Source organism: Pantoea sp. ANP04 (assembly GCF_041982285.1).
Classification (GTDB): domain Bacteria; phylum Pseudomonadota; class Gammaproteobacteria; order Enterobacterales; family Enterobacteriaceae; genus Pantoea; species Pantoea eucalypti.
The window spans coordinates 61,347-83,087 of the sequence record NZ_JAUTYS010000001.1 but is presented as its reverse complement, the minus strand read 5'-3'; the positions used below and the strand labels follow the sequence as shown (position 1 = coordinate 83,087).

The window sequence follows — 21,741 nt, the reverse complement described above, 5'->3', positions numbered from 1 at the left end:
TCTTTTCAATCAATCTCAGTGCAAAATCTCAGTGCAACATTGCCGGCCTCACGGCGTCAGGCCGCGCTGAGCGTGCGCTGTGTTCACCTCAATGATTTCGCGAGGTGTTCAGCGTTATTCAGCCTGAGTTTTCTGATACTGCGGGCGGGGGGCTCACCGAACAGGCGTGCATATTCACGGGTAAACTGCGTCAGACTTTCGTAGCCCACATCTGCCGCAACAGCGGCGACATTACCGGGGCGTAACATAAGCGTCTTGCGCGCCTCGTAAAGCCGGAGATGTTTTTGATACTGCAGCGGGGAAAGTCCGGTGCTGGCCCGGAAACCACGATGAAAGGCTGAGAGACTCATGCCCGCAATCGCCGCCATATCCTCAATACGAAGCGCGGCGGCATAGTGTGTACGCAACCAGACCAGCGCCTTTCTGATCTTCGCGAAATACCCGTTCACCTCTGCTGCCTGACGCAGTAAACCGCCCTGTGGGCTCAGCAACAGCCGATAAAGAATCTCGCGCTCTACTAACGGCGCCATCACCCTAATCTCGCCAGGCTTTGCTATCAGGCGCACCATCCGCAGCCAGGCATCCACCAGCGCCTCATCCACCCGATTGACTGACATGCCACTCTTTGTTTTGGGCGCATCGGTCATGGGCATCTGATGCAATAGTTCGCTGATAGCAGTGAAATCCAGTGTCAGGCGCACCGCCAGATAAGGTGAGATTTCACTGGCCTCTGTAATTTCGCCTGTGGCGGGCAGGTCGAACGACGCCGTGAACATCTCTCCGGCGGAATAGCGGAGAGAGCGTTCGCCCATCTGCAGCCTTTTTTCTCCCTGCAGTATCAGGCTGACGAAAGGCGAATAGATTTCCGGCGGCAGGGGCATCGGCTGACTGACGCGGTAAAAATCCACGCGCGGAATCGCCGTCGCCGTGAGTTCATCAGCCGTGCATGCCAGCATTTCATCTCTTATCGCATCAAGCCTGTTTATGGGACACCTCTCCGGCGGTTGCCGTGTGCAGAGTGAGAAAAGCAGTAACAGGCAAATTTTAGGCAGGATTACAGCCGCCGCACAATCGGCTGAGGATTATTCTCGCTCTCTGACCATTTTACTGGAGGGGATGACATGAGAATTGAGAACGCCGTGATTATGATTACCGGTGCATCGTCGGGCATCGGAGAAGCCACCGCGCGTGCGGCGCTGGAGGCGGGTGCGCAGGTTATTTTACTGGCACGACGCAAAAACCGCCTGGTTGCCCTCGTGGGAGAATCAGGCAAAGCACTGGCTGTGGCCTGCGATGTGACGCAGCCAGAGCAGATTGCAGATGCTGTCAGGCAGGGGATAGCACGCTTTGGCCGGATTGATGTGTTAATCAACAATGCCGGGCAGGGGTTGTTCGCGGCGGTTGAGGAGATTGCTGCAAGCGAGTTCAGAGCGCTGCTCGACCTGAATCTGATCGCGCCGCTGATGATGATGCAGGCGGTGATCCCGCAGATGCGGGCGCAGGGCGAGGGGTGCATTATCAACGTCAGTTCCGGTGCAACCCTGGCAACCTGGCCGGGATCGGCGGCCTATACCAGTTCCAAAGCGGGACTGAATATGCTCTCCGGCGTGGCACGGCTGGAACTGGCGGACGCCGGGATAACGGTATATGCTGTTTATCCATTCATGACCGTCTCGGAATTTTACCAGTCGGTGAAATCGGGGCAGGACGTTGCGATTGCGCAGGCACAGCAGAGCGCCGCAATTGCGCATACGCCGCAGCGCGTGGCTGAAACGATTCTCACCGTCATTCAGAGCGGAGAGGCGCAGGTCGATCTGGTGCCGCGCGCCTATGGCGGAAGTTATGAGGGATGAGTACCGGCCAGCGGAACGCAGGCCGGGTAAAGTGATTCAGGCGATCTGGCTGGCGCGTAGCGCGGCTTCGGGTTTCATCACGTCAGCGGAAAAGACATAGCCCAGCCCGCGAATGGTGCGAATCAGGTCGGGCTGATGCGGGTTAGTTTCGATTTTGCGGCGCAGTCGCATGATCAGCACATCGATGGTACGGTCAAATACGTCCAGGCTTTCGCTGTGGGTCAGCTCCAGCAACTGATCACGGGTCAGTACTTTGCGGGCATGGCGCACCAGCGCGTGCAGCAGGCTGTATTCTCCCTGGGTCAGCGGCACCAGTTCATGCTGCGGATTAAACAGCTGGCAGCGGCCATCGTCCAGTTGCCAGCCGCCAAAACGCCAGCCCGCCTGTTCGGGGTGAGCCTGCGCAATGCGTCCGCTGCGACGCAGTGCTGCACGGGCGCGCGCCACTACCACGCGTGGATTAAAAGGTTTGGCAATATAGTCATCTGCGCCCATCTCCAGACCCACGACCATCTCCGCTTCCGAACCCATGCCCGTCAGCATAATCACCAGCACGTCCGGCCGCTGACGCTGGAGCTGCTGCAACACCAGCAATCCGTTGGTATCGGGCAACATCATATCCAGCATCACCAGCGAAATTTCCGGGTGTTCGCTGAGCATGGAGAGCGCCTCGCGTCCCTGATGACAGCTGTAGACAGTTAACAGATGTTCACTTAACGCATCCTGCAGGACGTCGCAGACAGCAGGATCATCATCCACCACCAAAATCGCTGGCTTCATGGCGCGGCCTCAATGTTACGAAGGAGTTAATTCTGGAGTCTACACAGGCCAGAAATGGTTGCTGAGGCAGCGTGCTGAAACGTGACCAGCTTCGCCTGTGAGAGTGCGGAAGCGTGCGCTGGCGCAGAGTTTTTCAGGGTGACGCATTTGCCGCAGGAAAACGATTGCGCGGAATCGGTGCATTGCACCATAATCGCGCCCTGTTTTGATTCGGAATCTTCTTAGGCGTGGCCGGCTCTGCCAGGTAATCGATTGCGTCGGCAGGTGGCATGGCAATTGCTTAGGCCAACAGGTTACACAGGGATTTCAGGCGGTTCTGGCAAGCAAGTATGCAGCGGCCAGGACAATGTCCCGGAAACAGAATAAATCAGCATGCAAACCCCTTTGGCAAGTGAGACTCCTGTCTCCTGTATCGAGAGATGATGATGTTAGAAAAACTATTCAAACTCAAAGCACATAACACGACGGTTCGTACCGAGATTATCGCCGGGATCACCACCTTCCTGGCGATGGCTTATATTCTGTTTGTGAACCCGAGCATTCTGGGCGCAACCGGCATGGACAAGGGCGCGGTATTTGTCGCGACCTGTCTGGCGGCGGCGATTGGTTGTGTGCTGATGGGGCTGATTGCCAACTATCCGATTGCGCTGGCGCCGGGTATGGGACTGAACGCTTTCTTCACCTATACCGTGGTGCTGCATATGGGCTACACGTGGCAGATTGCGCTGGGTGCGGTGTTTCTCTCAGCAGTGATTTTCTTTGCGATGTCACTGTTTAAGATTCGTGAGTGGATTATTGCCAGTATCCCGCTGCCGCTGCGTGCCGGGATTGGCGCTGGTATCGGGCTGTTTCTGGCAATTATTGCGCTGGAAGGGGCAGGCATCGTGGTTGATAACCCGGCGACGCTGGTGGGTATTGGCGATCTGACTAAACCCGGCCCGCTGCTGGCAATGCTGGGCTTTGTGGTGATCGTGGTGCTGGAAGCACGCCGCGTAACCGGTGCGGTGCTGATCGGCATTCTGCTGGTGACCTTTATCTCCATGGGCATTGGCCTGTCGCCGTTCGCGGGCGTTTTCTCAGCTCCGCCATCGATTGCACCGACCTTTTTGCAGCTTGATATTGCCGGGGCATTTAACGTTGGCCTGGTCAGCGTGATTTTTGCCTTCCTGTTTGTCGATGTGTTTGATAACACCGGCACACTGCTGGGCGTGACCAAACGTGCCGGTCTGGCTGATGAGCAGGGTAACGTGCCGAAGATGGGCCGTGCGCTGATTGCCGACAGTGCCGCTGCACTGTTTGGTTCGCTGCTCGGCACCTCGACCACCACCAGTTATGTGGAATCGGCGGCGGGTGTGAGTGCTGGAGGCCGTACCGGCCTGACGGCGATCGTAGTAGGTGTGCTGTTCCTGCTGGCGCTGTTCTTCTCGCCGCTGGCTTCCAGCGTGCCGGTCTATGCCACCGCACCTGCGCTGCTGTTTGTGGCTGTGCTGATGACATCCGGTCTGGCTGATATTGACTGGAAAGATATTACTACCGCTGCGCCAGTCACCGTGACTGCGTTGACCATGCCGCTGACTTATTCTATTGCTAACGGCATTGCGTTTGGTTTCATTACCTGGACGCTGGTGAAGTTGCTGAGCGGTCGTGTGAAAGAGATAAATGCGGCGCTGGTGATTCTGTCGATTCTGTTTGTGATTAAGCTGGGATGGCTGAGTGCTTAGCTGTTGCCTGGCGGCAGGGATGTTACGCCTTGCGGCGGGCTGGCGCTGAGCGGGTTACGCTGAGAAGGTTACGCCCGCCAGGCGGTGGGGAGTTTCAGGTTGCCCGTGCAGGCGGACGCGTCAAGGGGCGAACGCCCGCCCCTTAACAATCCCGGCGTCCGGCAGCCTGCGCGCCCCGCCTTGTGGGGTGCCTTCGTCACGCCCTGCGGCCTGCGGACCGTCCGGACGCGCCATCCCTGGCGCGTTCCGTCCTTTCGCCGACGTCCTGTCGGCTCATCCTTGCCTCCGGTTGTTCCTCAGCGCTTCGGATGCCTCGGGGAAACCCCAGCCGGTGGGTTTCCTGCCCGGTGGGGGAGTTCAGGCCGCTGAAAGCGGGGGAAGAGCTGCACTGGTTTCGCTTTGCAGCGGGCCTGCTATGACAATGTTACGTTGCGCGGTGCCTGCCCACTGAGCAGGTTACGCCCGCCAGGCGGTGGGGAGTTTCAGGTTGTCCGTGCAGGCGGACGCGTTAAGGGGCGTACGCCCGGCCCTTAACAATCCCGGCGTCCGGCAGCCTGCGCGCCCCGCGTTGCGGGGTCCCTTCGTCACGCCCTGCGGCCTGCGGACCGTCCGGACGCGCCTTCCCTGGCGCGTTCCGTCCTTTCGCCGACGTCCTGTCGGCTCATCCTTGCCTCCGGTTGTTCCTCAGCGCTTCGGATGCCTCAGGTAAACCCCCGCCTTTAATATCCTGGTTTTTATCGGACATAGCGTTGTCTGGTGGTTTGAAAGCCAAAGCTAATTTTGAAAACCATCAGCGGCAATGCACCAGCATTAAAAAGAAGAGGCAACATTTGATAGGGTGAAGAGCCATTCTTCCTGCCAGGCTTAAAACCGCAGGCAATCCTTCAGACTCGCAGCAATTACTTACCCAACACAAAAAGAAGAGATAAAAGTAGATAGGGTGGAAGTGCATTCTTCCTGGCAGGCCAAAACCGCAGGCAATCCTTCAGACTTGCACCGGTGACATACCCAACACAAAAATAAGCGATATCAGCGAGGGTAGAAGGCCATTCTTCCTGCCCGGCAGAGAGACACAGATAATCCTTCAGACTTACAGCGATGACGTACCCAGTACAAAAAGAAGAGATAAAAGCGGGGAAGGAGGCCGTCAGAGCCGCTGAGCGGATGAGGGATTTCAGGACGAGCGGCAGGGATGCCGCGAAGAGGCGGGTTCGCGCCAGGGATGGCGCGTCCCGCCGGTCCGTAAGAAATCCGGAAGAAGCGAAGGAACCGCGAAGCGGCGGTGAAGCAGGCCGGAGCCCGGGGTCAAGGGGGCGCGGCGACTGGCGCCCCCTTGTTGGTCGCCTGCAGAGGCGTAACTGAAACTGGCCAGCTCACCAGGCGAACGAAACCCTCTCATAGCCCGTTCGCGCAGCGAACACCTCAGCCACCTGCGTGCACCTTAGCCCGTTCGCGCAGCGAACATCCCCCCCTCGCCAGCGGCGAAAAACTTACCTGAAAGGCGGCTCATTAAACGTCCGCAACTTACGCGAATGCAACTTATCACCCTCGGCGCGCAGCAACTCAACCGCATGAATGCCAATCTGCAGATGCTCCGAAATCGCCCCTTCGTAGAAGCGGTTCGCCTGACCAGGCAGCTTAATCTCGCCGTGCAGCGGCTTATCCGAAACGCACAGCAGCGTGCCATACGGCACACGGAAGCGATAACCCTGCGCGGCAATAGTGGCGCTCTCCATATCGACTGCGACGGCGCGGCTCAGGTTAAAGCGCAGAGCCGACGCGGAGTAACGTAACTCCCAGTTGCGATCGTCAGTGGTCACCACGGTGCCAGTACGCAGACGCTGCTTCACCTCTTCGCCAGGCATATTACTCACAGCTTTTGTGGCGTCGTAGAGCGCGCGCTGCACTTCGGCAATGCTAGGCACCGGGATGTCTGGCGGAAGCACGCTGTCGAGCACGTGATCGTCACGCAGATAGGCGTGGGCCAGCACGTAATCGCCAATTCGCTGGCTCTCACGCAGACCGCCACAGTGACCAATCATCAGCCAGGCGTGAGGGCGCATTACCGCGAGATGATCGCAGATGGTTTTAGCATTCGACGGGCCGACGCCGATATTGATCAACGTAATACCACGGCGATTCGGCGAAGTCAGATGCCAGGCTGGCATCTGGTGCTTCTTCCACGCCAGATCAGAAAGCATCGACTCACTGTCGGCGGTGTCCGAGGTCAGCACTACATCGCCGGCACAGGCCAGGCTGTCGTAAGGGGTATTGGGATCGCGTACCTGCTCAATCGCCCAGCGCACAAACTCGTCAACATAACGGGTGTAGTTAGTGAACAGCACAAACGGCTGGAAGTGCTCCACGCTGGTGCCGGTGTAATGACGCAGGCGGGCCAGCGAGAAGTCGGTGCGCAGTGCGTCAAAATGCGACAGCGGGAATTTGGCGTCAGCGTGGAACAGACCGTCGGCGGTCTCATCGCCAATCTGTGACAGCTCGGTGGTCGGGAAGTGGCGTGCAATACCGGCACTCATGGTACGATCCAGTGACAGATCGGAGCCGTCGATCACGTAAGGATAGGGGATCTCCTGGCTGGACGGCACCACGTCAATCTCCAGCTGATACTCCTTCTCCAGCATTGCCAGCTGTTCCGCAATATAGTGACGCAGCAACGCCGGACGGGTGACGGTAGTGCTGTAACTGCCGGTGTGGGTAAAACGTCCCCAGGCACGTGTGCGGTTCTGCTGCGGGCCTTCGCCGTGCCAGGTGATGCGCAGCTCGGGGTAGACAAACAGTCCCGCTGCCCGATCGGCCTCATCCGGCAGCGTGCCGTTTTCGGTGAAGACTTTAATCGCCGCACGCAGCGCATCAACGGCACTGTCGTAGAGGCGTTCAAGTTCATCCAGCGCCTGCTGGCTGGTCAGGTTTTTCCGTAGTGTCGGCATGGTTTCTCCTTCCATTTTTTTCCGCAATTTGCCCCAAGCTTAGCGGGTTTGCTGCAGAGATTGGTGAAGAATCTGTGATTGCTGATTTTACGCGCTAACAAAGCGGGAAATCTGAGCAGTACGGTTTTAAGGATGAGTCAGTCGCACTGAGGTCCGTTAAGTAAATCTTTACTATCAGACAGGATGATTAGCCGTCATTAACTGCGTTACGGATGACGAATGCGCCGTAAAGCAGCCTTATGCAAGCCGGCGGTAATCGATCATAACGTCAGGTAAATAATCAGAATTGCTACAGCGGACAGGGCGGTGAGGCAGAATCTGCCGTAACGGGATTAAAAAGTTTGTAACCATGATTAATTTGCGCCGGAAAGACTTTGCATATTTCTCAGCCCCCTATCATCATTAGATCTCCTATCCAGTCACTTCTGATTTGGTAATCCTTTGCAAAATCCCGGCGTAGCAGTGATGCAGGCGATCAGGCGCACGGCGTGGTATCCAAAACGCCGCTCTTATCGCACGCTCTACTGGCGTGAAATATCGCCACTGGCAGTGCCTATCTTCTTCGAGAACGCCTGTGTGTTGTTGATGGGCGTTCTGAGCACCTTCCTGGTCAGCTGGCTGGGTAAAGAAGCGATGGCAGGCGTGGGCCTGGCTGACAGCTTCAACATGGTGATCATCTCATTCTTTGCCGCCATCGATCTCGGCACCACGGTGGTGGTGGCATTCAGCCTGGCAAAACGCAACGGGAAGCGCGCCCGCGCCGCCACGCGACAGTCGCTGGCTATGATGACGATACTCGCCTTTGTGCTGGTGATCGCCATTGAGTTCTGGGGCCATTTGATTGTCGATGCGATCGCCGGTGCAGCCGATCCCAAAGTGAAAGAACTGGCGCTGAGCTATCTGCAGACGTCCGCCTGGAGCTATCCGGCTGCGGCCATCACACTGATCGGCAGCGGGGCGCTGCGCGGTGCAGGCAACACCAAAATTCCGATGCTGATTAACGGCGGCATGAACATCCTGAACATCATCATCAGTAGCGTGCTGATTTATGGCTGCTTCTCGTGGGACGGTTTAGGCTTTGTCGGGGCCGGACTCGGACTTACCATCACCCGCTATATCGGGGCGATCGCGGTGATTTACGTGCTGATGATCGGCTTTAACGCCTCGCTGAAAATCACGCTATCGAGCTATTTCCGGCGCTGGAACAGCAGCATCCTGATGGAAGTTTTAGGCATAGGTGTGCCTGCCAGTATCGAGTCTGTGTTGTTCAACGGCGGCAAACTCCTGACCCAGGTCTTTGTGGCAGGGATGGGCACCAGTGAAATTGCCGGTAACTTCATCGCGTTCTCTGTTGCATCCCTGATCAACCTGCCGGGCAATGCGCTGGGCTCTGCATCCACCATTATTACCGGCACACGATTAGGCCGGAATCAGGTGTTCCAGGCGGAACGCCAGGTGCGGCATGTTTTCTGGCTGGCGACGGCATGTCTGAGTGCGATAGCGCTGTTGACCGTACCGCTGGCCGGGTTACTGGCCCGCTTCTATACCAGCGATCCGGAGGTGATAAACGTAACGAAGCACCTGCTCTGGCTTAACGCGCTCTTTATGCCGCTATGGGCCGCGTCCTGGGTGCTGCCCGCCGGACTTAAGGGCGCGCGTGATGCGCGTTACACCATGTATGTCTCAATGTTCAGCATGTGGTGCGCCCGTGTGGTGGCCGGTTATCTGCTCGGCATTGTGCTTGGGATGGGCGTCACCGGTGTCTGGCTGGGGATGTTCCTCGACTGGACGGTGCGCGGCATCTTCTTCTGGTGGCGGCTCAATAGCGGTAAGTGGCTCGATCGCTACCGGAAGATGATCGCCAAAACCGGTTAGCGTTCTGCTTACGCCTTCCCTGATTCTGGGGGAGGCGTTAAATCTCATTCCCGCCCCAAAAAATAACATCTCCGTCACATCTCCAGACTTCTGGTCCTAAATTCAGACAGTTGCACAAAGCCAGCCTCATCAGACGGGGTTAGCGTAATGCCTGCTGCGCACTGACGCAGAGACTACTTATCAAGGTGACCCTATGATCCGTCTCAAAACGGCACTGGCACTTCTGCCGCTGCTGTGTAGCTGCCCGCTGTGGGCGACAACCTTTGTCTATGTGTCGAATGCTGAATCCGGCACCGTTTCCCGCTATCAGCTCAGTGAGGCGAACGGCAGCCTGAAATGGTGGGGCGATACGCCGGCCGGAAAAAAAATCATGCCGCTGGCGGCCAGCCCGGATGGTAAACATCTCTATGGTGTGCTGCGCAGTCCGCCTTATTCGATCATCAGCTGGCGCGTTACCGGGCCGCAGGGTGATTTGCAGAAACTGGCGGTAACGCCGGTTGCAGCCAGCTTCCCGTGGATTACCACTGATAAGAGCGGACGCTATCTGCTGGCCGCCTCCTATGACAGCGATATCGTCACCAGCAACCGGATTGATGACAAAGGGATTGTGACCGCGCAGGTCACGGGCGAAGTGAAAACCGGGCCCCATGCCCATTCCGTAATTACCGACGTCACTAACCATTCACTCTACGTTGGCAATCTTGGCGCGGATCGGGTGCTGCAATATACCTTTGCCAGTGACGGGGCCATCACGCCACTGGGCACCGGTTTTGTTCAGGGCGAGAAAAACAGCGGCGCACGACATTCCGTGATTTCGCCAGATAATCGTTTTCTCTACAACCTCGCGGAGATGAGCGGCACCATCACGCAATTCCGACGTGCAGCGGATGGCTCGCTGTCAGAGCTGAAACGCTGGCCAAATGCGGTGGCGAAGAAATATAACCTGCAGCATGGCGAGCAGCGCCCGGCGGGTTACAGCGATCCGACACCGCGCATCTGGGCGGCAGACATCAAAATTACGCCGGATGGGCAATTTATCTACGTGACCGAGCGCACCTCCAGCACCGTCAGCGGCTACCGGGTGGATAAACAATCCGGTGAGTTAACGCTAATCGGCAGCTGGCCGGTTGAAAAACAGCCGCGCAGTATAGCTATCGATGCAAAGGGCAAATGGCTGATCGTCAGCGGCGAGAAGAGTGCCGTGATTGGCAGTTACGCTATCGATCCTGCCAGCGGCGAACTGAAACGGGTCGCTGAAGCACCTGCTGGTAAAGGCGCGAACTGGGTGACGCTGATTACACATTAACAGGGCTGTTTCTGGCGCTGGCTAATGAGCCGGGCAGGCTGCTTATGCCATCTCCGGCATAAGCAGCGCAGAAATTTTTGCTTCAGATTGCGCGCACAAGCAGGTTTACTCAGGGCATCAACCGATGCGGAGAACCTGAGATGAAACAGAAACTGATAGCCTGGTTTGAACAGCTGCTGAGTGGCCCCGGAGTGAGTCAGCATGGGCATGATATCAACGTCGAGCTGCTGCTGCCGCTTAGCCAGCTGTATGGGCTGGAATATTATCCGGCTGTGCATCGCTATCATGAAAAATAGTGGTTGTTGTGTTTTGTGTGTTTGAAGGCCCGTAATCTGAGCGGGCTTTTTTACGCAAGGGGATTGAGAGGCTGAGTCCGTTGATGAGTAGAGGTTCAATTTGGCAAAAATGCACTCAGGCAAAACAATAATGACGTCTCCTGAACGTCTCTTACGCCACGAGTATCAATCTCAGATCTAAAAAGCCCGGCGTTTTTTCTTTGAGACAACTTAATGGCATAACGGCATCTACCGCTTATTGGCCAATAATGAAATGGAACAACCATTGCCAAAATGCATATCTAAAAAAGGGTGTGGGATGACGTGTTTTTAATTGAAAGGGGATAAATATGAAGGAAGGGATATCCAACGGGTATAAAGCAAAAAAGCAGATATCCGAAGATATCTGCTTTCTCTAATTCTGGCTCCTCTGACTGGACTCGAACCAGTGACATACGGATTAACAGTCCGCCGTTCTACCGACTGAACTACAGAGGAATCGTTTGAACGAGGCGAATATTAACGGCGTCGCTCTAAGGTGTCAACAGCAAAAAATACATTATCATTCAACTGGCTAGGTTTAACGCAAAGCGATCGGGATTTAAGCAGTTTGCGCCGTGTCAGTAGCGATCCGGGTCAGCGGATCCTGCTGATAAAACTGTCGCAGATGCTGATACATGGCGGGAAAGCGTTCTGCCAGCAGGACCGGGGCCGTAAAGAAATATTCTGAGAGCACAGCGAAGCACTCAGCCGGATCGCTGGCGGCATAAGGATCAATAGTGGCAGCCTGTTCGCCCACCAGCTCGACCTCACTCTCAATTTCTGCCATCGCGGCACGCAAATCCTTTTCCCACTGCGCCACGTCTCGCAGCGGTATCACCGGAACACCGCTAGTGTAACCACTGCCGCGCGCATCCAGCTTATGTGCCACCTCATGAATAACCAGATTAAAGCCGGAGAGGTCAAAGGAGTCCTGAATATCCAGCCAGTTGAGGACTACCGGTCCCTGTGTCCAGCTCTGTCCTGAGTGAACGGCAGGCGCACTGTGAACCAGCCCATGCTCATCCTGCCAGTGATCGTCGACCTCGAATGGCTCGGGATAGATCAGCACATCGTGAAAACCGTCCAGCCACTCCAGACCCAGCTTCAGGACAGGCAGAGAAAAGAGCAGGGCGATGCGCACGCTGCGCAGTTCATCCAGCTGTGCACCCTCGAGAGGCACCAGTTTTTTCTGCTGCAGAAAGCGCTTTGCCAGCTCAACCAACGCCTGTTGCTCGTCATTGCTGAGCAGGCTGAATACCGGCTGTGCCAGACCCTGCTGCCACGGTAATGTAGCCAGCATGTCGTCATGCGTTTTCCAGGGCCATTTAAACATCGCAACTCCCGCACAGAATCGGACTATTTCACTATCCTGACGCGGCAGATATAAAAATGCCAGCATCGAATGCTGGCACCAGTTGCTGGCTACAGGGCTGAAGGCTGTCTATTCAACCCGTTAGCGCGACCGTTGTCTGTGATTCAACCCGCAAAGCGCAGGGCTAAAGCATTAGTTGCGTTCGATGCGCTGAAATTCAATGACCCAGACCCAGGGATTCACTTCCCAGCTGGTCGCGCCGTACTGTTTTTCCCAGGCTTTGCGATACGCCTCTTTAGGCGATTCTGAGTTGGCGTTCATGGTGAAGAAGTTATTCAGGAAGTGCGAATCGGTCTGTACGCCCTCTGCCCGGATGTCATCTTCACTGATGTCCTGAATTTTCTCCGCGCGGACGCCGGTAATTTCGAGGTTGATACGGCTGGCCCAGCGAGGCATATGGATGGCGGTCTGCCAGCCAAACTCTTCGGCCTCTGGCGTACTCAGTGCATGCTGACCCAGCTCATTACTGTCGGCCCGATACTGGCAATATTCCGGCAGGCGAAACGGCGTCGGGTCACGTTCATATTCGGCCAGATCGCTCTCTGGCACCATTGGGCCACGCCAGGTTTCACGCACCCAGAGTATGTCACCCGGTTTGCCATAGGGGCATTGATAGCTGATGTCAGCCATCGACATCATTTTGTAGCCGTGCAGATGGTTAGCACTCACATCGAAGGCGTGCACGCCCTCGTGATGATCCTGTCCCGGACCGAAAGCCTGAGTTTTCATAATGCGCCGGGTTTGCGTTTGCTGGCCAACCAACAGGGCACGAACACGCTGTTCGGAAAAAAGAATCGGCCGTTCTTTCATTGATTACCTCTTTTTTATTAGTAGAACCCGGTTACTGCTGTAAACATCCATTCACGTCACATCTCAGAGTCATCATAAAAGCTTTAAATCAATTTGCTTAATAATTTGTCGCCTGACAGTCACTTTAAAGTTGTCACGTTGGGTATTAAAAAAACTCAAAATGCAAAAAGCGCACCAACGCTTTAGATATCATGGACGCAACACGACGATTAGCCCGGATACAGTACGTTATAACGATAAAAATAGGAACCTTTTCAGACTTTTTCACCTGCTTTTGTGCACAGTTTTACAATTAAACACGTGACAAAAAAAAGTTAAACAGGGTCTGTATTATCGGTTAAACATCGACAAAACATTACAGCTGTTAAACTAATTTTCTTAGCAGCAATTCACTGAGGAAAGGCTGAAAACCGCCGAAATTGCGGTTATTGTGTAACAGAGATGCTATACAGATGATCCAGATCTCATTTTTCTGCCCGAAAAACTGGCAGCGCCGCTCTTTTCAACAGCACTGTAAAAAAAGTGTCATTAGCCAGTCGCTATGATGGCTTGCCGTTCGTGCACTGAACACGACAGAGAATCTGCTGTCGGTCACTACAGGGAGATAGACTATGTCACTCACACTCTGGCAATCTCGCTATGAAAGCTGGTTTCAGGCGAACTGGATCCACGACGACGGCGCGCACGATATTGCCCATTTACGGCGCGTCTGGATGAGCGCGCAGCGAATCATGACGGGTACACCCGCTGATCCATTGGTAGTGCTCACCGCCTGTTATTTTCACGATGTGGTTAATCTGCCAAAAAATCATCCGGAACGTCATCTCGCCTCAACCTATGCCGCCACGGAAACCCAGCGCATTCTGCAGCAGGACTTTCTCGATTTCCCTGCTGAGAAGATTGATGCGGTGATGCATGCCGTTAAAACTCACAGTTTCAGTGCTGGCATACCGCCTCAGACACTGGAAGCTAAAATCGTCCAGGATGCTGACCGGCTGGAGTCACTGGGCGCAATCGGACTGGCACGCGTTTTTTACACGGCGGGTGCGCTGAATCGCCCGTTATTTGACAGTCAGGACCCGCTGGGCAGAGATCGCGAGCTGAATGATGTTAAGTGGACGCTGGACCATTTCCAGAAGAAGCTGTTGCGCCTGCCGGAAACCATGCACACCGAAACCGGCCGCATGTTAGCTGAGCATAACGCCGATTTCCTGGTGCGCTACATGGCGAAACTTTATGCCGAACTGCAGGGCAATCTGGTGGGGCTGGATGAGGGCGTACTGCGTGACTTCACCCCATTGAAAACTGAATATTAAATTTTTATGACAGTATATTAATCGAAACGGGCATCCGGTAGCGTGTAGCGATAACAAAAAGGAGCTGCCCGATGACCGAAACTGTTAATTTAACAATTAAAATTGATCCTGAGTTGAAAGAAACGATTAAACAGCTGGCGCTGGAAAACCAGATTTCAATGAGTCAGGAAATTGTGCAACGATTGCAGGCCAGTCTGGAAACGCATCCCCATCCGGCGATTGATAATCAGGACATCACCGAAGAGGGGACTGAGGGATCAGGTGCCACTGACGTGAAATCCGATGGACTGAGCGCCAGCGAGTTGAAGCAGATTCGTCTGCTGCTCAAGAAACAGAGCAAGAAGAAGAAATAAAACAGAAACCCGTCGCAGGACGGGTTTTTTTATTTCAGAACCATTACGATTTCAGCTGACGTATATGTGGCAGCAGCAGCTGCGCGACTGCCGCAAACACCGGCACAACCACCGAGTTCCCAAACTGTTTATAAGCCTGCGTGTCCGAGACCGGAATGCGGAACGGCTCACGGCCAGGCACATCGAAGCCCATCAGACGGGCGCACTCGCGCGGGGAGAGACGACGGGGCCGTCGTGCCATATTGTCTGCATCCTGAAACGCTGCTTCGCCAACAGCGCTGTCCCAGCCGCGGTCAATCAGAATTTCTGAGCCATCTTTATAGTACCGCGCCGACAGCGTCCGCACGCAGCAATCAGGATTACGCGGATCGTTAAGACCAAAACCAAAGCCATTGCCTTTCGCTTTATGTTTTTTCGCATACTGGTAGAGGTAGCGCCATAACACCGGCGACAGAATATATTTGTCGTCTGGCGCGCGCTCCAGCAGGCTCTGCAGGCTGGGCACCTGCGCCGGATAGAAACGCCGGATGTCGCGTAGCGTAAAGTCCTGCTTCTTCAGGTCGCGGCGGATACCGACCAGCACAATGCGTTCGCGATGCTGTGGCAGAAAGTGACGCGCGTCGATCACTTTGGCATCCGGGCTACCGGCTCCGGCATCGGCCACGTCATAGCCCAGCTCATCCAGCGTCTCCATGATAATGGCGAAGGTGCGGCCTTTATCATGGCTCTTAAGGTTTTTCACATTCTCCAGCACAAAGAAGGGCGGTTTCTTGGCGGCCAGAATACGGGCGACATCGAAAAACAGCGTGCCCTGCACCTGACACTCAAAACCGTGCGCGCGTCCCATCGCATTTTTCTTGCTGACGCCCGCCAGCGAAAAGGGCTGACAGGGAAAACCCGCCAGCAGTACCTGGTGATCAGGGATCGCCGCATCAATCGCGCGGTAAATCGCGTCGTCATCGGTCAGACCTTCCGGCTGGGTAACCTGACGGATATCGGTATTAAAGTGATGCTCCAGCGGATCGCTGTAGTGATTGGCTTTGTAAGTGCGAACCGCCTCTTTATTCCATTCACTGGTGAAGACGCACTTGCCGCCAATTGCCTCGAATCCTTTACGAATGCCGCCAATCCCGGCAAAAAGATCGATGAAACGAAACTCAGGATTATCATAATGGGCCGGTCGGGTCGGCAGCAGACTTTGCAGCAGCGACAGCTCCGCCTCGCACAACGGCGGCAAGGCGCTTTTACCCTGACGGATCCGGTTCAGCAGTGATGGCGTCCAGCAGGAAAACCCTGCCTGATGCAGGCGGGCCGTAAGATCACGAACTGAATAGATTGCCAGCACCTGCTGAACAAGCTCAGACGCGTCAGCAGATGAGGGTGCAGCAGAGAGTGGGGCAGCGAGAGCGGCGGAATGCATGCGTTTTTCCTTAACAGTAAGGCGCCTATGCTATCACTCCAGACGCTATGAGGAAATTGCCGGGATGTGCCCCGTGCCAGCGCCCCGGAAAGTTCTGTTTTTGCGGCATACTCTCCGAACTCATCCGGCGACAGCTTTCGCTTTTCGTGGCGCAGACTAAAGTTACAGAACCAGCAAAAAAGGAGAGGTTATGGCTGATGTTCACTCCAGCGAAACGCGCAGCAAAAATATGCGTGCTATTCGCGCTCAGGATACGGCCATTGAGCAACGTATTGCACTGTTGCTGAAAGACCGGGGATTCAGCTTTCGCGTGCAGGATAAAAACCTGCCGGGTCGGCCTGATTTCGTTCTGACAGAACAGCAGGCAATCATCTTCGTTCATGGCTGTTTCTGGCATCGCCATCACTGCTATCTGTTTAAGATGCCGGCGACGCGAACAGAGTTCTGGACCGGCAAAATCAACAGCAATGTTGAACGTGATCGGCGCTATGTGCGCCAGCTGCAGGAGGGCGGCTGGAAAGTACTGATCATCTGGGAGTGTGCGCTACGGGGCAAACTGCGCCTGACGGATCAGGATCTGCTGGAGCGGCTGGAGGAGTGGCTGATGGCGATGTCGGAGAGTGCCGAGGTCGACCATCAGGGTATTCATCATTACAACGCTGATTGCTAATCAGGAACATAATTGGTTAGATCTGCGCTTTCTCCGTGGCCAGGAGCCTAAATGAGCAGCATAAAACTGACGGTAAAACGCCTCTATCAGATTCGTGACGAGCGGATGGTTAACACCAAAGCGACTGCGCGGGTCTACTGCGGTGACAGGCTTATTGCCACGGAGGAGATTACCGGCATGACCGAAAGCCCGGTCAGCAAATATTTGCATGCTGAAGGCAAAGCAGGTGAGACGGTACGGGTGGAGTGGGATTGTGAGGGCATTGCAGAGATGACCGTTACGGAAATTGAGCGCTGCCCATGTTGTCAACATAACGAACCAGACTAAGGATAAGAATTTTGGCAGGCACCAGTTTACTGACTTTACTTGATGATATTGCAACACTTCTGGACGATATTTCCGTCATGGGGAAAGTGGCGGCAAAAAAAACCGCTGGCGTACTGGGCGACGATCTGTCGCTGAATGCACAGCAGGTCACCGGCGTAAAAGCCAATCGTGAGCTGCCTGTGGTCTGGGGCGTTGCCAAGGGCTCGTTCCTCAACAAACTGATCCTGGTGCCCATGGCGCTGGTCATCTCTGCGTTTGCGCCCTGGCTTATCACGCCGCTGCTGATGATTGGCGGGGCCTATCTCTGTTACGAAGGCGTTGAAAAGGTCATGCACACGCTACAACAGGATAAGCAGAGCAAATCACCGGAAGCGCGCAAGCAGCGACTTGACTCACTGGCTAAAGAGAATGCGGCAGAGTTCGAGAAGAAGAAGATCAAAGGGGCGGTGCGCACGGATTTCATTCTCTCTGCTGAAATTGTCGCGATTACCTTAGGGATTGTGTCGGACGCACCGCTGCTTAACCAGGTGATTATTCTGGCGGGCATCGCGATTCTGGTCACCATTGGCGTGTACGGCATCGTGGCCGCCATCGTGAAAATTGATGACCTTGGCTTCTGGCTGCGTGAAAAAACCTCGCGGCTTGCGCAGGGCATCGGCAGCGTGCTGCTGGCTGCAGCGCCCTGGTTGATGAAGATTCTTTCAGTGGTCGGCACCATCGCGATGTTCCTTGTGGGTGGTGGCATCGTGGTGCATGGCATTGAACCGCTGCATCACCTCATCGGGCAAGTCAGCAGCGGCTTTAACGGCTGGATCGCCATGCTCCTGAGTAATGGCGCAAACCTGGTGCTTGGTTTTATCATTGGGTCGATCGTGCTGTTAGTGGTTAACCTTATTGCCAGAGTGCGCGGAAAATCGGTATAAAGCGCACTGTGATTTACGGTCAGGAGAATGACGATGAACGACGACATGTTTGAATTTGATATCGACGCACAACTTGAGCAGGCTGAAGCGAAAGCGGAGAAAAAAGCCAGCGAAGTGCCGGATGATCTCGGCGACGAAGCCGATTGCGAAGGCTGTAAAATCTGACGTCAGCGTCAAGACTTCATCAAAGCGGATAAGTTTTTATCCGCTTTTTTTATTTTCCGCATATCCAGCTGATTAATTGCGAATTTGCCCTTTTTTTGCGTGCCTTAACAGGCAGGAACCTTCTTCGCCTGCTATAAAGAAAATAGTCACTCAGGTTAATAACACACAGGTAAACAAAGGAGCGCAATATGGTTTTCGCAATCAGTGAAGAAGTGCAGCACAAGGAACAGGGACAGACGATGGTGGTGACCGGCTTCGCGAGTGGCATGGTGGAATGCCGCTGGTACGACGGTTATGCTGTGCGCAGTGAAGCCTTTCGTAGTGATGAGCTGAGCGCCCTGAATCCTGAGCAACTGGCGAGCTAATAGCATACAGGCCTGTGGGTCCAGTGACCCGCCAGGCCCGCTTAAAGTTTATTGATGGCCCGGCACGTCCCTGTGCCGTCCTGTTTCAGACATTCCCGTCGTTATCCTCTTCAACGGCCTGATAGATACGCTGCAGCACGTCCGGAAAAGCAGACTGGACACGGCTCCAGCTCGGTATAAACGGCTTATCGTTAGGTCGCTCAATAAAAGCCTGGCCCGCTTCCAGAATGGACTGGGTAAACATCTCTACTGCTGCCTCTTCCACATGCTGATCAAACTTCAGCCCGTTCATCGCCGCTTCGTGGTTATAGGTCTCCATCATATCCAGCGCATTACGGTAATAGGTTGCCTTCAAAACACGAAACGAGTCGCTGGTCAACGGCACACCCATGGTGGCGAGCTTACGCAGCAGTGACTGGACGATATCGCTGCTCATACGCTTCAGGCCGCCGGTGCCATCATCTTCCGCCAGTGGCTGATGCTTGTGATCGTAATTATCGGCGATTTCCACCTGGCACGACTGACGGGTGGTGTAGTTGCGGTAAATCTCTGACAGCACACCAATCTCAAGCCCCCAGTCGCCGGGGATTTTAATGCCGTTCAGCACATGGGTTCGCATAGCGAACTCGCCGGAGAGCGGATAGCGGAAGCTCGACAGATAATCCAGATATTCGGAATGGCCATAGACTTTCTGCAGCGAGCGCAGCAGCGGCCCGACCAGAAGACGGCCTACGCGGCCATTAAGCTTGCCATCCGCAACCCGCGCATAGAACCCTTTACAGAATTCATACTGAAACGCCGGGTTTGCCAGCGGGTAAAGCAGACGGGCCAGCATGCCGCGCTCATAGGTGACAATATCGCAGTCATGCAATGCCACACAGCTGGTGCGGTCCGACGCCAGGGTATAACCGGTACAAAACCAGACATTGCGGCCTTTACCCGGATTGGTGGGTGACAGACCCTCTTTATCCAGTTCCGCATCGATCGCCTTGAGGCGTGGGCCATCGTTCCACAGAATGCGATGCCGTTGCGGCAGACGGGAGAAGAATTCGCGGGCAAACAGGAACTGGTCGCGGTCGGCACGGTCCAGACCAATCACGATTTCATCCAGATAAGGCACTTTAGCCAGTTCATCAACGATTTTTGTCAGCGCCGGGCCTTCAAGTTCAGAAAATAGCGATGGCAGGATCAGCCCCATTTTGCGTTTGCGGGCAAAGCGTACCATCTCTTTTTCCAGCGACTCCACACTGCGGTGGGTAAGGTTGTGGAAGTTAGTGATTACGCCATTCTGGTAAAAGTCACTCATCGCATCATCCTTTTAATGCCCGTGGGCAGCTTATTGAGATTGAGTCAGAAAATAGTCCAGCCCTTCACGCCAGCCTTCAGGGCCATGATGAGCCGTGTGATAAACCTGAGCAGGGTTGGTCCGGCTGAGTGTCACCGGCGTTTTACTGTAGCCTTTAATCACCACGGCATAATCAACCGCATCCAGCATCGGCGCATCATTAGGCCCGTCGCCCAGGCCGATTGTGGTGCGTGTCTCTCCGGGGAAGTGATCCAGCAGCCAGCGTAGCGCTTCGCCTTTGCCGCTCCCGGCGGGCAGGACATGCCAGAAACGTCCGCCCTGGGTCAGCGCCAGGCCTTGAGCGCGTAGTGCGTCATGAAAACGATCAAAGGCTTCGTCACTGTCGCGCCAGACAATGACTTCAGAAGCGTCGCGCTGACGGGACAGCGCTGATTCCGCTTCGCTTAATCCAGTCATTGAGGCAACTTCCGGATCAGAGAAGTCATGAAAACCGGTAAAGCGAAAATCTTTTTTTAAAGCAGCCAGGCGCAGACAGAGGTTGTCATAAGTCAGCGTGTTGTCAGGCAGGCGAATCCGCTGTTGATCCTGTGTCTGTATCACTGCGCCATTCTCAGAAATAAACGGCGAACCGCTGATGCCGAGCCTTTTTTGCAGCGGAATAATTTCGGCGGCTGTTTTGCTGGAACAGATCACCAGCGGAACCGCATGGTGTTTCAGCGTGTTGAGCCACTCGGTGGCCGCATCCCAGCGATAGGTATGATGGTCCAGTAGTGAACCATCCAGATCGGTAATAACCATTAACGGCTGGTGGAGATCGGGCATTAACAGGCTCCTTTCATCACGTTCGCGGCTAAAGCGGCGATTTTTCAATATTATAGTTGAATATGGCTCACACTTTTTTTCCTGCGTCATTGGCCCGAAATCCAGGATAATTCTTAAAACCAGGTCGCAATAATCCGAGGGATGCATGAAGTGTGCGGGGCGCAATGACCAGCTGGCGCGGTGTTTCCGGTAACATTTTTCCATATCTGTCTGACATGTTGCAAAAATGTGCATATCTGATGCTTGTTTCAATCCAGGGATAGGGTAATCTGCAGAGGTGTTAAGAATTCCCTGGTGTAACGAATGAGTTTTTTACCCGGCCTTCCCGCCGGGTATTTTTTTGAAATCGATTTCAGCCATCAAATTCTCAGGCGCGATAATTCGAAATGTCGATCTCAAACGCCTCTGCCAGTTCGGTGTAGGAGTGAAAAACCCGGCTTTCAACTTCCAGCCGTGGCTGCTGGTCCTGATCCATATACTCCCGAATTTCTCCAGACGTTCTGGCCTGAATAGCCGTTAGTAAACCCTCGATATCAACCTGTAAATCTGACGGCTGACCCTCGCTGTGCTGCATTTCGTCTTTCATTTTCTGACTCCTGAGAGCAAACAGAATATTGAGTATAGAACCTGATGCAGAAAGGCGGGCGCGGGCAAATTTCAGGCAAAAAAAAGCCCGCGCTGCGCGGGCAAAATCCTTGTTACTTGCATGTTGGCTGCACCTATTGGGGTGGTGCAGTCAGGGAAGTGTATAGGCGAGGCGCGTAAGAAATCTTGCGGTAAAACGTTAAGATACTGCAAAACTTTATCCTTACTCAGATTTACCTGACTTTATGTCCTGACAGAGCATATTCAGCTATAGTTGATAATAAAGCTGATTTTTATCAATACCTAAAGGAATGGTCATGGACATTTTACGAATTATTATCGCGATATTGCTGCCACCACTGGGCGTGTTTATGCAGGTTGGTTTTGGCGGCGCATTCTGGCTGAACATCCTGCTGACGATCTGTGGTTATATCCCGGGCATCATTCACGCCGTCTGGGTTATTGCCCGCCGGTAACGCGCTGCATTGGCACGGTTCTTCGTTTAGACTG

General features: G+C 54.6%; 22 protein-coding genes and 1 tRNA gene. 13 read left to right on the top strand and 10 right to left on the bottom strand.

Annotated features, from left to right (window positions below; translation table 11 throughout):
- Positions 1-83: 83 nt before the first annotated feature.
- Complete coding sequence (locus tag Q7C21_RS00405; protein WP_003852463.1) at positions 84-956, bottom strand: AraC family transcriptional regulator; 873 nt, start codon at positions 954-956, stop codon at positions 84-86.
- 165 nt (positions 957-1,121) lie between these two features.
- Here Q7C21_RS00405 and Q7C21_RS00400 point away from each other — a divergent pair, with 165 nt between their 5' ends.
- Positions 1,122-1,853, top strand: a complete 732-nt coding sequence (locus Q7C21_RS00400) for an SDR family oxidoreductase (protein ID WP_375150255.1) — start codon at positions 1,122-1,124, stop codon at positions 1,851-1,853.
- A 36-nt stretch (positions 1,854-1,889) separates the two neighbouring features.
- On the opposite strand, the gene Q7C21_RS00395 is transcribed toward Q7C21_RS00400, so the two are convergent.
- On the bottom strand, positions 1,890-2,633 hold the full coding sequence (locus tag Q7C21_RS00395) for a response regulator (protein ID WP_003852465.1): 744 nt from the start codon (positions 2,631-2,633) through the stop codon (positions 1,890-1,892).
- Between the two features lie 422 nt (positions 2,634-3,055).
- On the opposite strand from Q7C21_RS00395, the gene Q7C21_RS00390 reads away from it, so the two are divergent.
- Complete coding sequence (locus tag Q7C21_RS00390) at positions 3,056-4,354, top strand: NCS2 family permease (RefSeq protein ID WP_008926891.1); 1,299 nt, start codon at positions 3,056-3,058, stop codon at positions 4,352-4,354.
- Between the two features lie 1,490 nt (positions 4,355-5,844).
- Here the strand turns inward: Q7C21_RS00390 and Q7C21_RS00385 are convergent.
- On the bottom strand, positions 5,845-7,299 hold the full coding sequence (locus tag Q7C21_RS00385) for an AMP nucleosidase (protein WP_039659960.1): 1,455 nt from the start codon (positions 7,297-7,299) through the stop codon (positions 5,845-5,847).
- 465 nt (positions 7,300-7,764) lie between these two features.
- Between Q7C21_RS00385 and Q7C21_RS00380 the strand changes: the two genes are divergently transcribed.
- The 3 genes from Q7C21_RS00380 (at position 7,765) to Q7C21_RS00370 (ending at position 10,776) form a co-directional block, all read left to right on the top strand.
- Positions 7,765-9,174, top strand: coding sequence for an EmmdR/YeeO family multidrug/toxin efflux MATE transporter (locus Q7C21_RS00380; protein ID WP_003854424.1), 1,410 nt, complete (start codon positions 7,765-7,767; stop codon positions 9,172-9,174).
- 193 nt (positions 9,175-9,367) lie between these two features.
- A complete protein-coding gene (locus tag Q7C21_RS00375; RefSeq protein WP_375150254.1) occupies positions 9,368-10,480 on the top strand; it encodes a lactonase family protein in 1,113 nt (370 codons plus the stop codon).
- A 140-nt stretch (positions 10,481-10,620) separates the two neighbouring features.
- On the top strand, positions 10,621-10,776 hold the full coding sequence (locus Q7C21_RS00370) for a hypothetical protein (RefSeq protein WP_003854427.1): 156 nt from the start codon (positions 10,621-10,623) through the stop codon (positions 10,774-10,776).
- Between the two features lie 401 nt (positions 10,777-11,177).
- Here the strand turns inward: Q7C21_RS00370 and Q7C21_RS00365 are convergent.
- From Q7C21_RS00365 to Q7C21_RS00355, 3 genes are all read right to left on the bottom strand, one after another.
- Positions 11,178-11,253, bottom strand: a tRNA-Asn gene (locus Q7C21_RS00365).
- 103 nt (positions 11,254-11,356) lie between these two features.
- Positions 11,357-12,130 (bottom strand): DgsA anti-repressor MtfA, encoded by a 774-nt coding sequence (gene mtfA, locus Q7C21_RS00360; protein WP_008926889.1) that lies wholly within the window; start codon positions 12,128-12,130, stop codon positions 11,357-11,359.
- A gap of 171 nt (positions 12,131-12,301) precedes the next feature.
- Positions 12,302-12,979, bottom strand: a complete 678-nt coding sequence (locus Q7C21_RS00355; RefSeq protein WP_003854430.1) for a hypothetical protein — start codon at positions 12,977-12,979, stop codon at positions 12,302-12,304.
- A gap of 611 nt (positions 12,980-13,590) precedes the next feature.
- Here Q7C21_RS00355 and Q7C21_RS00350 point away from each other — a divergent pair.
- Together Q7C21_RS00350 and Q7C21_RS00345 are read left to right on the top strand one after the other, a co-directional pair.
- On the top strand, positions 13,591-14,295 hold the full coding sequence (locus tag Q7C21_RS00350; RefSeq protein WP_003854432.1) for a phosphohydrolase: 705 nt from the start codon (positions 13,591-13,593) through the stop codon (positions 14,293-14,295).
- Between the two features lie 71 nt (positions 14,296-14,366).
- Entirely contained in the window at positions 14,367-14,648 is a 282-nt protein-coding gene (locus Q7C21_RS00345; protein WP_003854433.1) for an Arc family DNA-binding protein, read from the top strand.
- Positions 14,649-14,691: 43 nt separating this feature from the next.
- Here Q7C21_RS00345 and dcm read toward each other — a convergent pair whose 3' ends face one another.
- Complete coding sequence (dcm, locus tag Q7C21_RS00340; RefSeq protein WP_039659965.1) at positions 14,692-16,068, bottom strand: DNA (cytosine-5-)-methyltransferase; 1,377 nt, start codon at positions 16,066-16,068, stop codon at positions 14,692-14,694.
- A gap of 190 nt (positions 16,069-16,258) precedes the next feature.
- On the opposite strand from dcm, the gene Q7C21_RS00335 reads away from it, so the two are divergent.
- From Q7C21_RS00335 to Q7C21_RS00315, 5 genes are all read left to right on the top strand, one after another.
- Entirely contained in the window at positions 16,259-16,738 is a 480-nt protein-coding gene (locus Q7C21_RS00335) for a very short patch repair endonuclease (RefSeq protein WP_003854438.1), read from the top strand.
- Positions 16,739-16,789: 51 nt separating this feature from the next.
- The gene (locus Q7C21_RS00330; protein ID WP_003854439.1) at positions 16,790-17,065 is read left to right on the top strand and encodes a hypothetical protein; all 276 of its coding nucleotides are present in this window, start codon (positions 16,790-16,792) and stop codon (positions 17,063-17,065) included.
- A gap of 11 nt (positions 17,066-17,076) precedes the next feature.
- A complete protein-coding gene (locus Q7C21_RS00325; protein ID WP_003854441.1) occupies positions 17,077-17,988 on the top strand; it encodes a DUF808 family protein in 912 nt (303 codons plus the stop codon).
- 33 nt (positions 17,989-18,021) lie between these two features.
- Positions 18,022-18,153 (top strand): hypothetical protein, encoded by a 132-nt coding sequence (locus tag Q7C21_RS00320; RefSeq protein WP_003854444.1) that lies wholly within the window; start codon positions 18,022-18,024, stop codon positions 18,151-18,153.
- Positions 18,154-18,341: 188 nt separating this feature from the next.
- On the top strand, positions 18,342-18,518 hold the full coding sequence (locus Q7C21_RS00315) for a YodC family protein (RefSeq protein WP_003854445.1): 177 nt from the start codon (positions 18,342-18,344) through the stop codon (positions 18,516-18,518).
- Between the two features lie 85 nt (positions 18,519-18,603).
- Here the strand turns inward: Q7C21_RS00315 and Q7C21_RS00310 are convergent, their stop codons facing one another.
- The 3 genes from Q7C21_RS00310 to Q7C21_RS00300 all read right to left on the bottom strand — a co-directional run bounded on the left by Q7C21_RS00310 (position 18,604) and on the right by Q7C21_RS00300 (position 21,232).
- Positions 18,604-19,824: a glycosyl transferase gene (locus tag Q7C21_RS00310; protein ID WP_003854447.1), complete on the bottom strand. Its 1,221-nt coding sequence runs from the start codon at positions 19,822-19,824 to the stop codon at positions 18,604-18,606.
- Positions 19,825-19,854: 30 nt separating this feature from the next.
- On the bottom strand, positions 19,855-20,646 hold the full coding sequence (locus Q7C21_RS00305) for a mannosyl-3-phosphoglycerate phosphatase-related protein (protein WP_039659967.1): 792 nt from the start codon (positions 20,644-20,646) through the stop codon (positions 19,855-19,857).
- 367 nt (positions 20,647-21,013) lie between these two features.
- Complete coding sequence (locus tag Q7C21_RS00300; RefSeq protein ID WP_375150253.1) at positions 21,014-21,232, bottom strand: DUF2525 domain-containing protein; 219 nt, start codon at positions 21,230-21,232, stop codon at positions 21,014-21,016.
- A 316-nt stretch (positions 21,233-21,548) separates the two neighbouring features.
- Here Q7C21_RS00300 and Q7C21_RS00295 point away from each other — a divergent pair, with 316 nt between their 5' ends.
- A complete protein-coding gene (locus tag Q7C21_RS00295) occupies positions 21,549-21,707 on the top strand; it encodes a YqaE/Pmp3 family membrane protein (RefSeq protein WP_003854456.1) in 159 nt (52 codons plus the stop codon).
- Positions 21,708-21,741: the final 34 nt, after the last annotated feature.

What these genes read in the sequence shown, in the direction of transcription:
- Q7C21_RS00405 (WP_003852463.1), bottom strand. Translation starts at nt 956, where the DNA reads ATGCTGGCATGCACGGCTGATGAACTCACGGCGACGGCGATTCCGCGC.
- Q7C21_RS00400 (WP_375150255.1), top strand. Translation starts at nt 1,122, where the DNA reads ATGAGAATTGAGAACGCCGTGATTATGATTACCGGTGCATCGTCGGGC.
- Q7C21_RS00395 (WP_003852465.1), bottom strand. Translation starts at nt 2,633, where the DNA reads ATGAAGCCAGCGATTTTGGTGGTGGATGATGATCCTGCTGTCTGCGAC.
- Q7C21_RS00390 (WP_008926891.1), top strand. Translation starts at nt 3,056, where the DNA reads ATGATGTTAGAAAAACTATTCAAACTCAAAGCACATAACACGACGGTT.
- Q7C21_RS00385 (WP_039659960.1), bottom strand. Translation starts at nt 7,299, where the DNA reads ATGCCGACACTACGGAAAAACCTGACCAGCCAGCAGGCGCTGGATGAA.
- Q7C21_RS00380 (WP_003854424.1), top strand. Translation starts at nt 7,765, where the DNA reads ATGCAGGCGATCAGGCGCACGGCGTGGTATCCAAAACGCCGCTCTTAT.
- Q7C21_RS00375 (WP_375150254.1), top strand. Translation starts at nt 9,368, where the DNA reads ATGATCCGTCTCAAAACGGCACTGGCACTTCTGCCGCTGCTGTGTAGC.
- Q7C21_RS00370 (WP_003854427.1), top strand. Translation starts at nt 10,621, where the DNA reads ATGAAACAGAAACTGATAGCCTGGTTTGAACAGCTGCTGAGTGGCCCC.
- mtfA (WP_008926889.1), bottom strand. Translation starts at nt 12,130, where the DNA reads ATGTTTAAATGGCCCTGGAAAACGCATGACGACATGCTGGCTACATTA.
- Q7C21_RS00355 (WP_003854430.1), bottom strand. Translation starts at nt 12,979, where the DNA reads ATGAAAGAACGGCCGATTCTTTTTTCCGAACAGCGTGTTCGTGCCCTG.
- Q7C21_RS00350 (WP_003854432.1), top strand. Translation starts at nt 13,591, where the DNA reads ATGTCACTCACACTCTGGCAATCTCGCTATGAAAGCTGGTTTCAGGCG.
- Q7C21_RS00345 (WP_003854433.1), top strand. Translation starts at nt 14,367, where the DNA reads ATGACCGAAACTGTTAATTTAACAATTAAAATTGATCCTGAGTTGAAA.
- dcm (WP_039659965.1), bottom strand. Translation starts at nt 16,068, where the DNA reads ATGCATTCCGCCGCTCTCGCTGCCCCACTCTCTGCTGCACCCTCATCT.
- Q7C21_RS00335 (WP_003854438.1), top strand. Translation starts at nt 16,259, where the DNA reads ATGGCTGATGTTCACTCCAGCGAAACGCGCAGCAAAAATATGCGTGCT.
- Q7C21_RS00330 (WP_003854439.1), top strand. Translation starts at nt 16,790, where the DNA reads ATGAGCAGCATAAAACTGACGGTAAAACGCCTCTATCAGATTCGTGAC.
- Q7C21_RS00320 (WP_003854444.1), top strand. Translation starts at nt 18,022, where the DNA reads ATGAACGACGACATGTTTGAATTTGATATCGACGCACAACTTGAGCAG.
- Q7C21_RS00315 (WP_003854445.1), top strand. Translation starts at nt 18,342, where the DNA reads ATGGTTTTCGCAATCAGTGAAGAAGTGCAGCACAAGGAACAGGGACAG.
- Q7C21_RS00310 (WP_003854447.1), bottom strand. Translation starts at nt 19,824, where the DNA reads ATGAGTGACTTTTACCAGAATGGCGTAATCACTAACTTCCACAACCTT.
- Q7C21_RS00305 (WP_039659967.1), bottom strand. Translation starts at nt 20,646, where the DNA reads ATGCCCGATCTCCACCAGCCGTTAATGGTTATTACCGATCTGGATGGT.
- Q7C21_RS00300 (WP_375150253.1), bottom strand. Translation starts at nt 21,232, where the DNA reads ATGAAAGACGAAATGCAGCACAGCGAGGGTCAGCCGTCAGATTTACAG.
- Q7C21_RS00295 (WP_003854456.1), top strand. Translation starts at nt 21,549, where the DNA reads ATGGACATTTTACGAATTATTATCGCGATATTGCTGCCACCACTGGGC.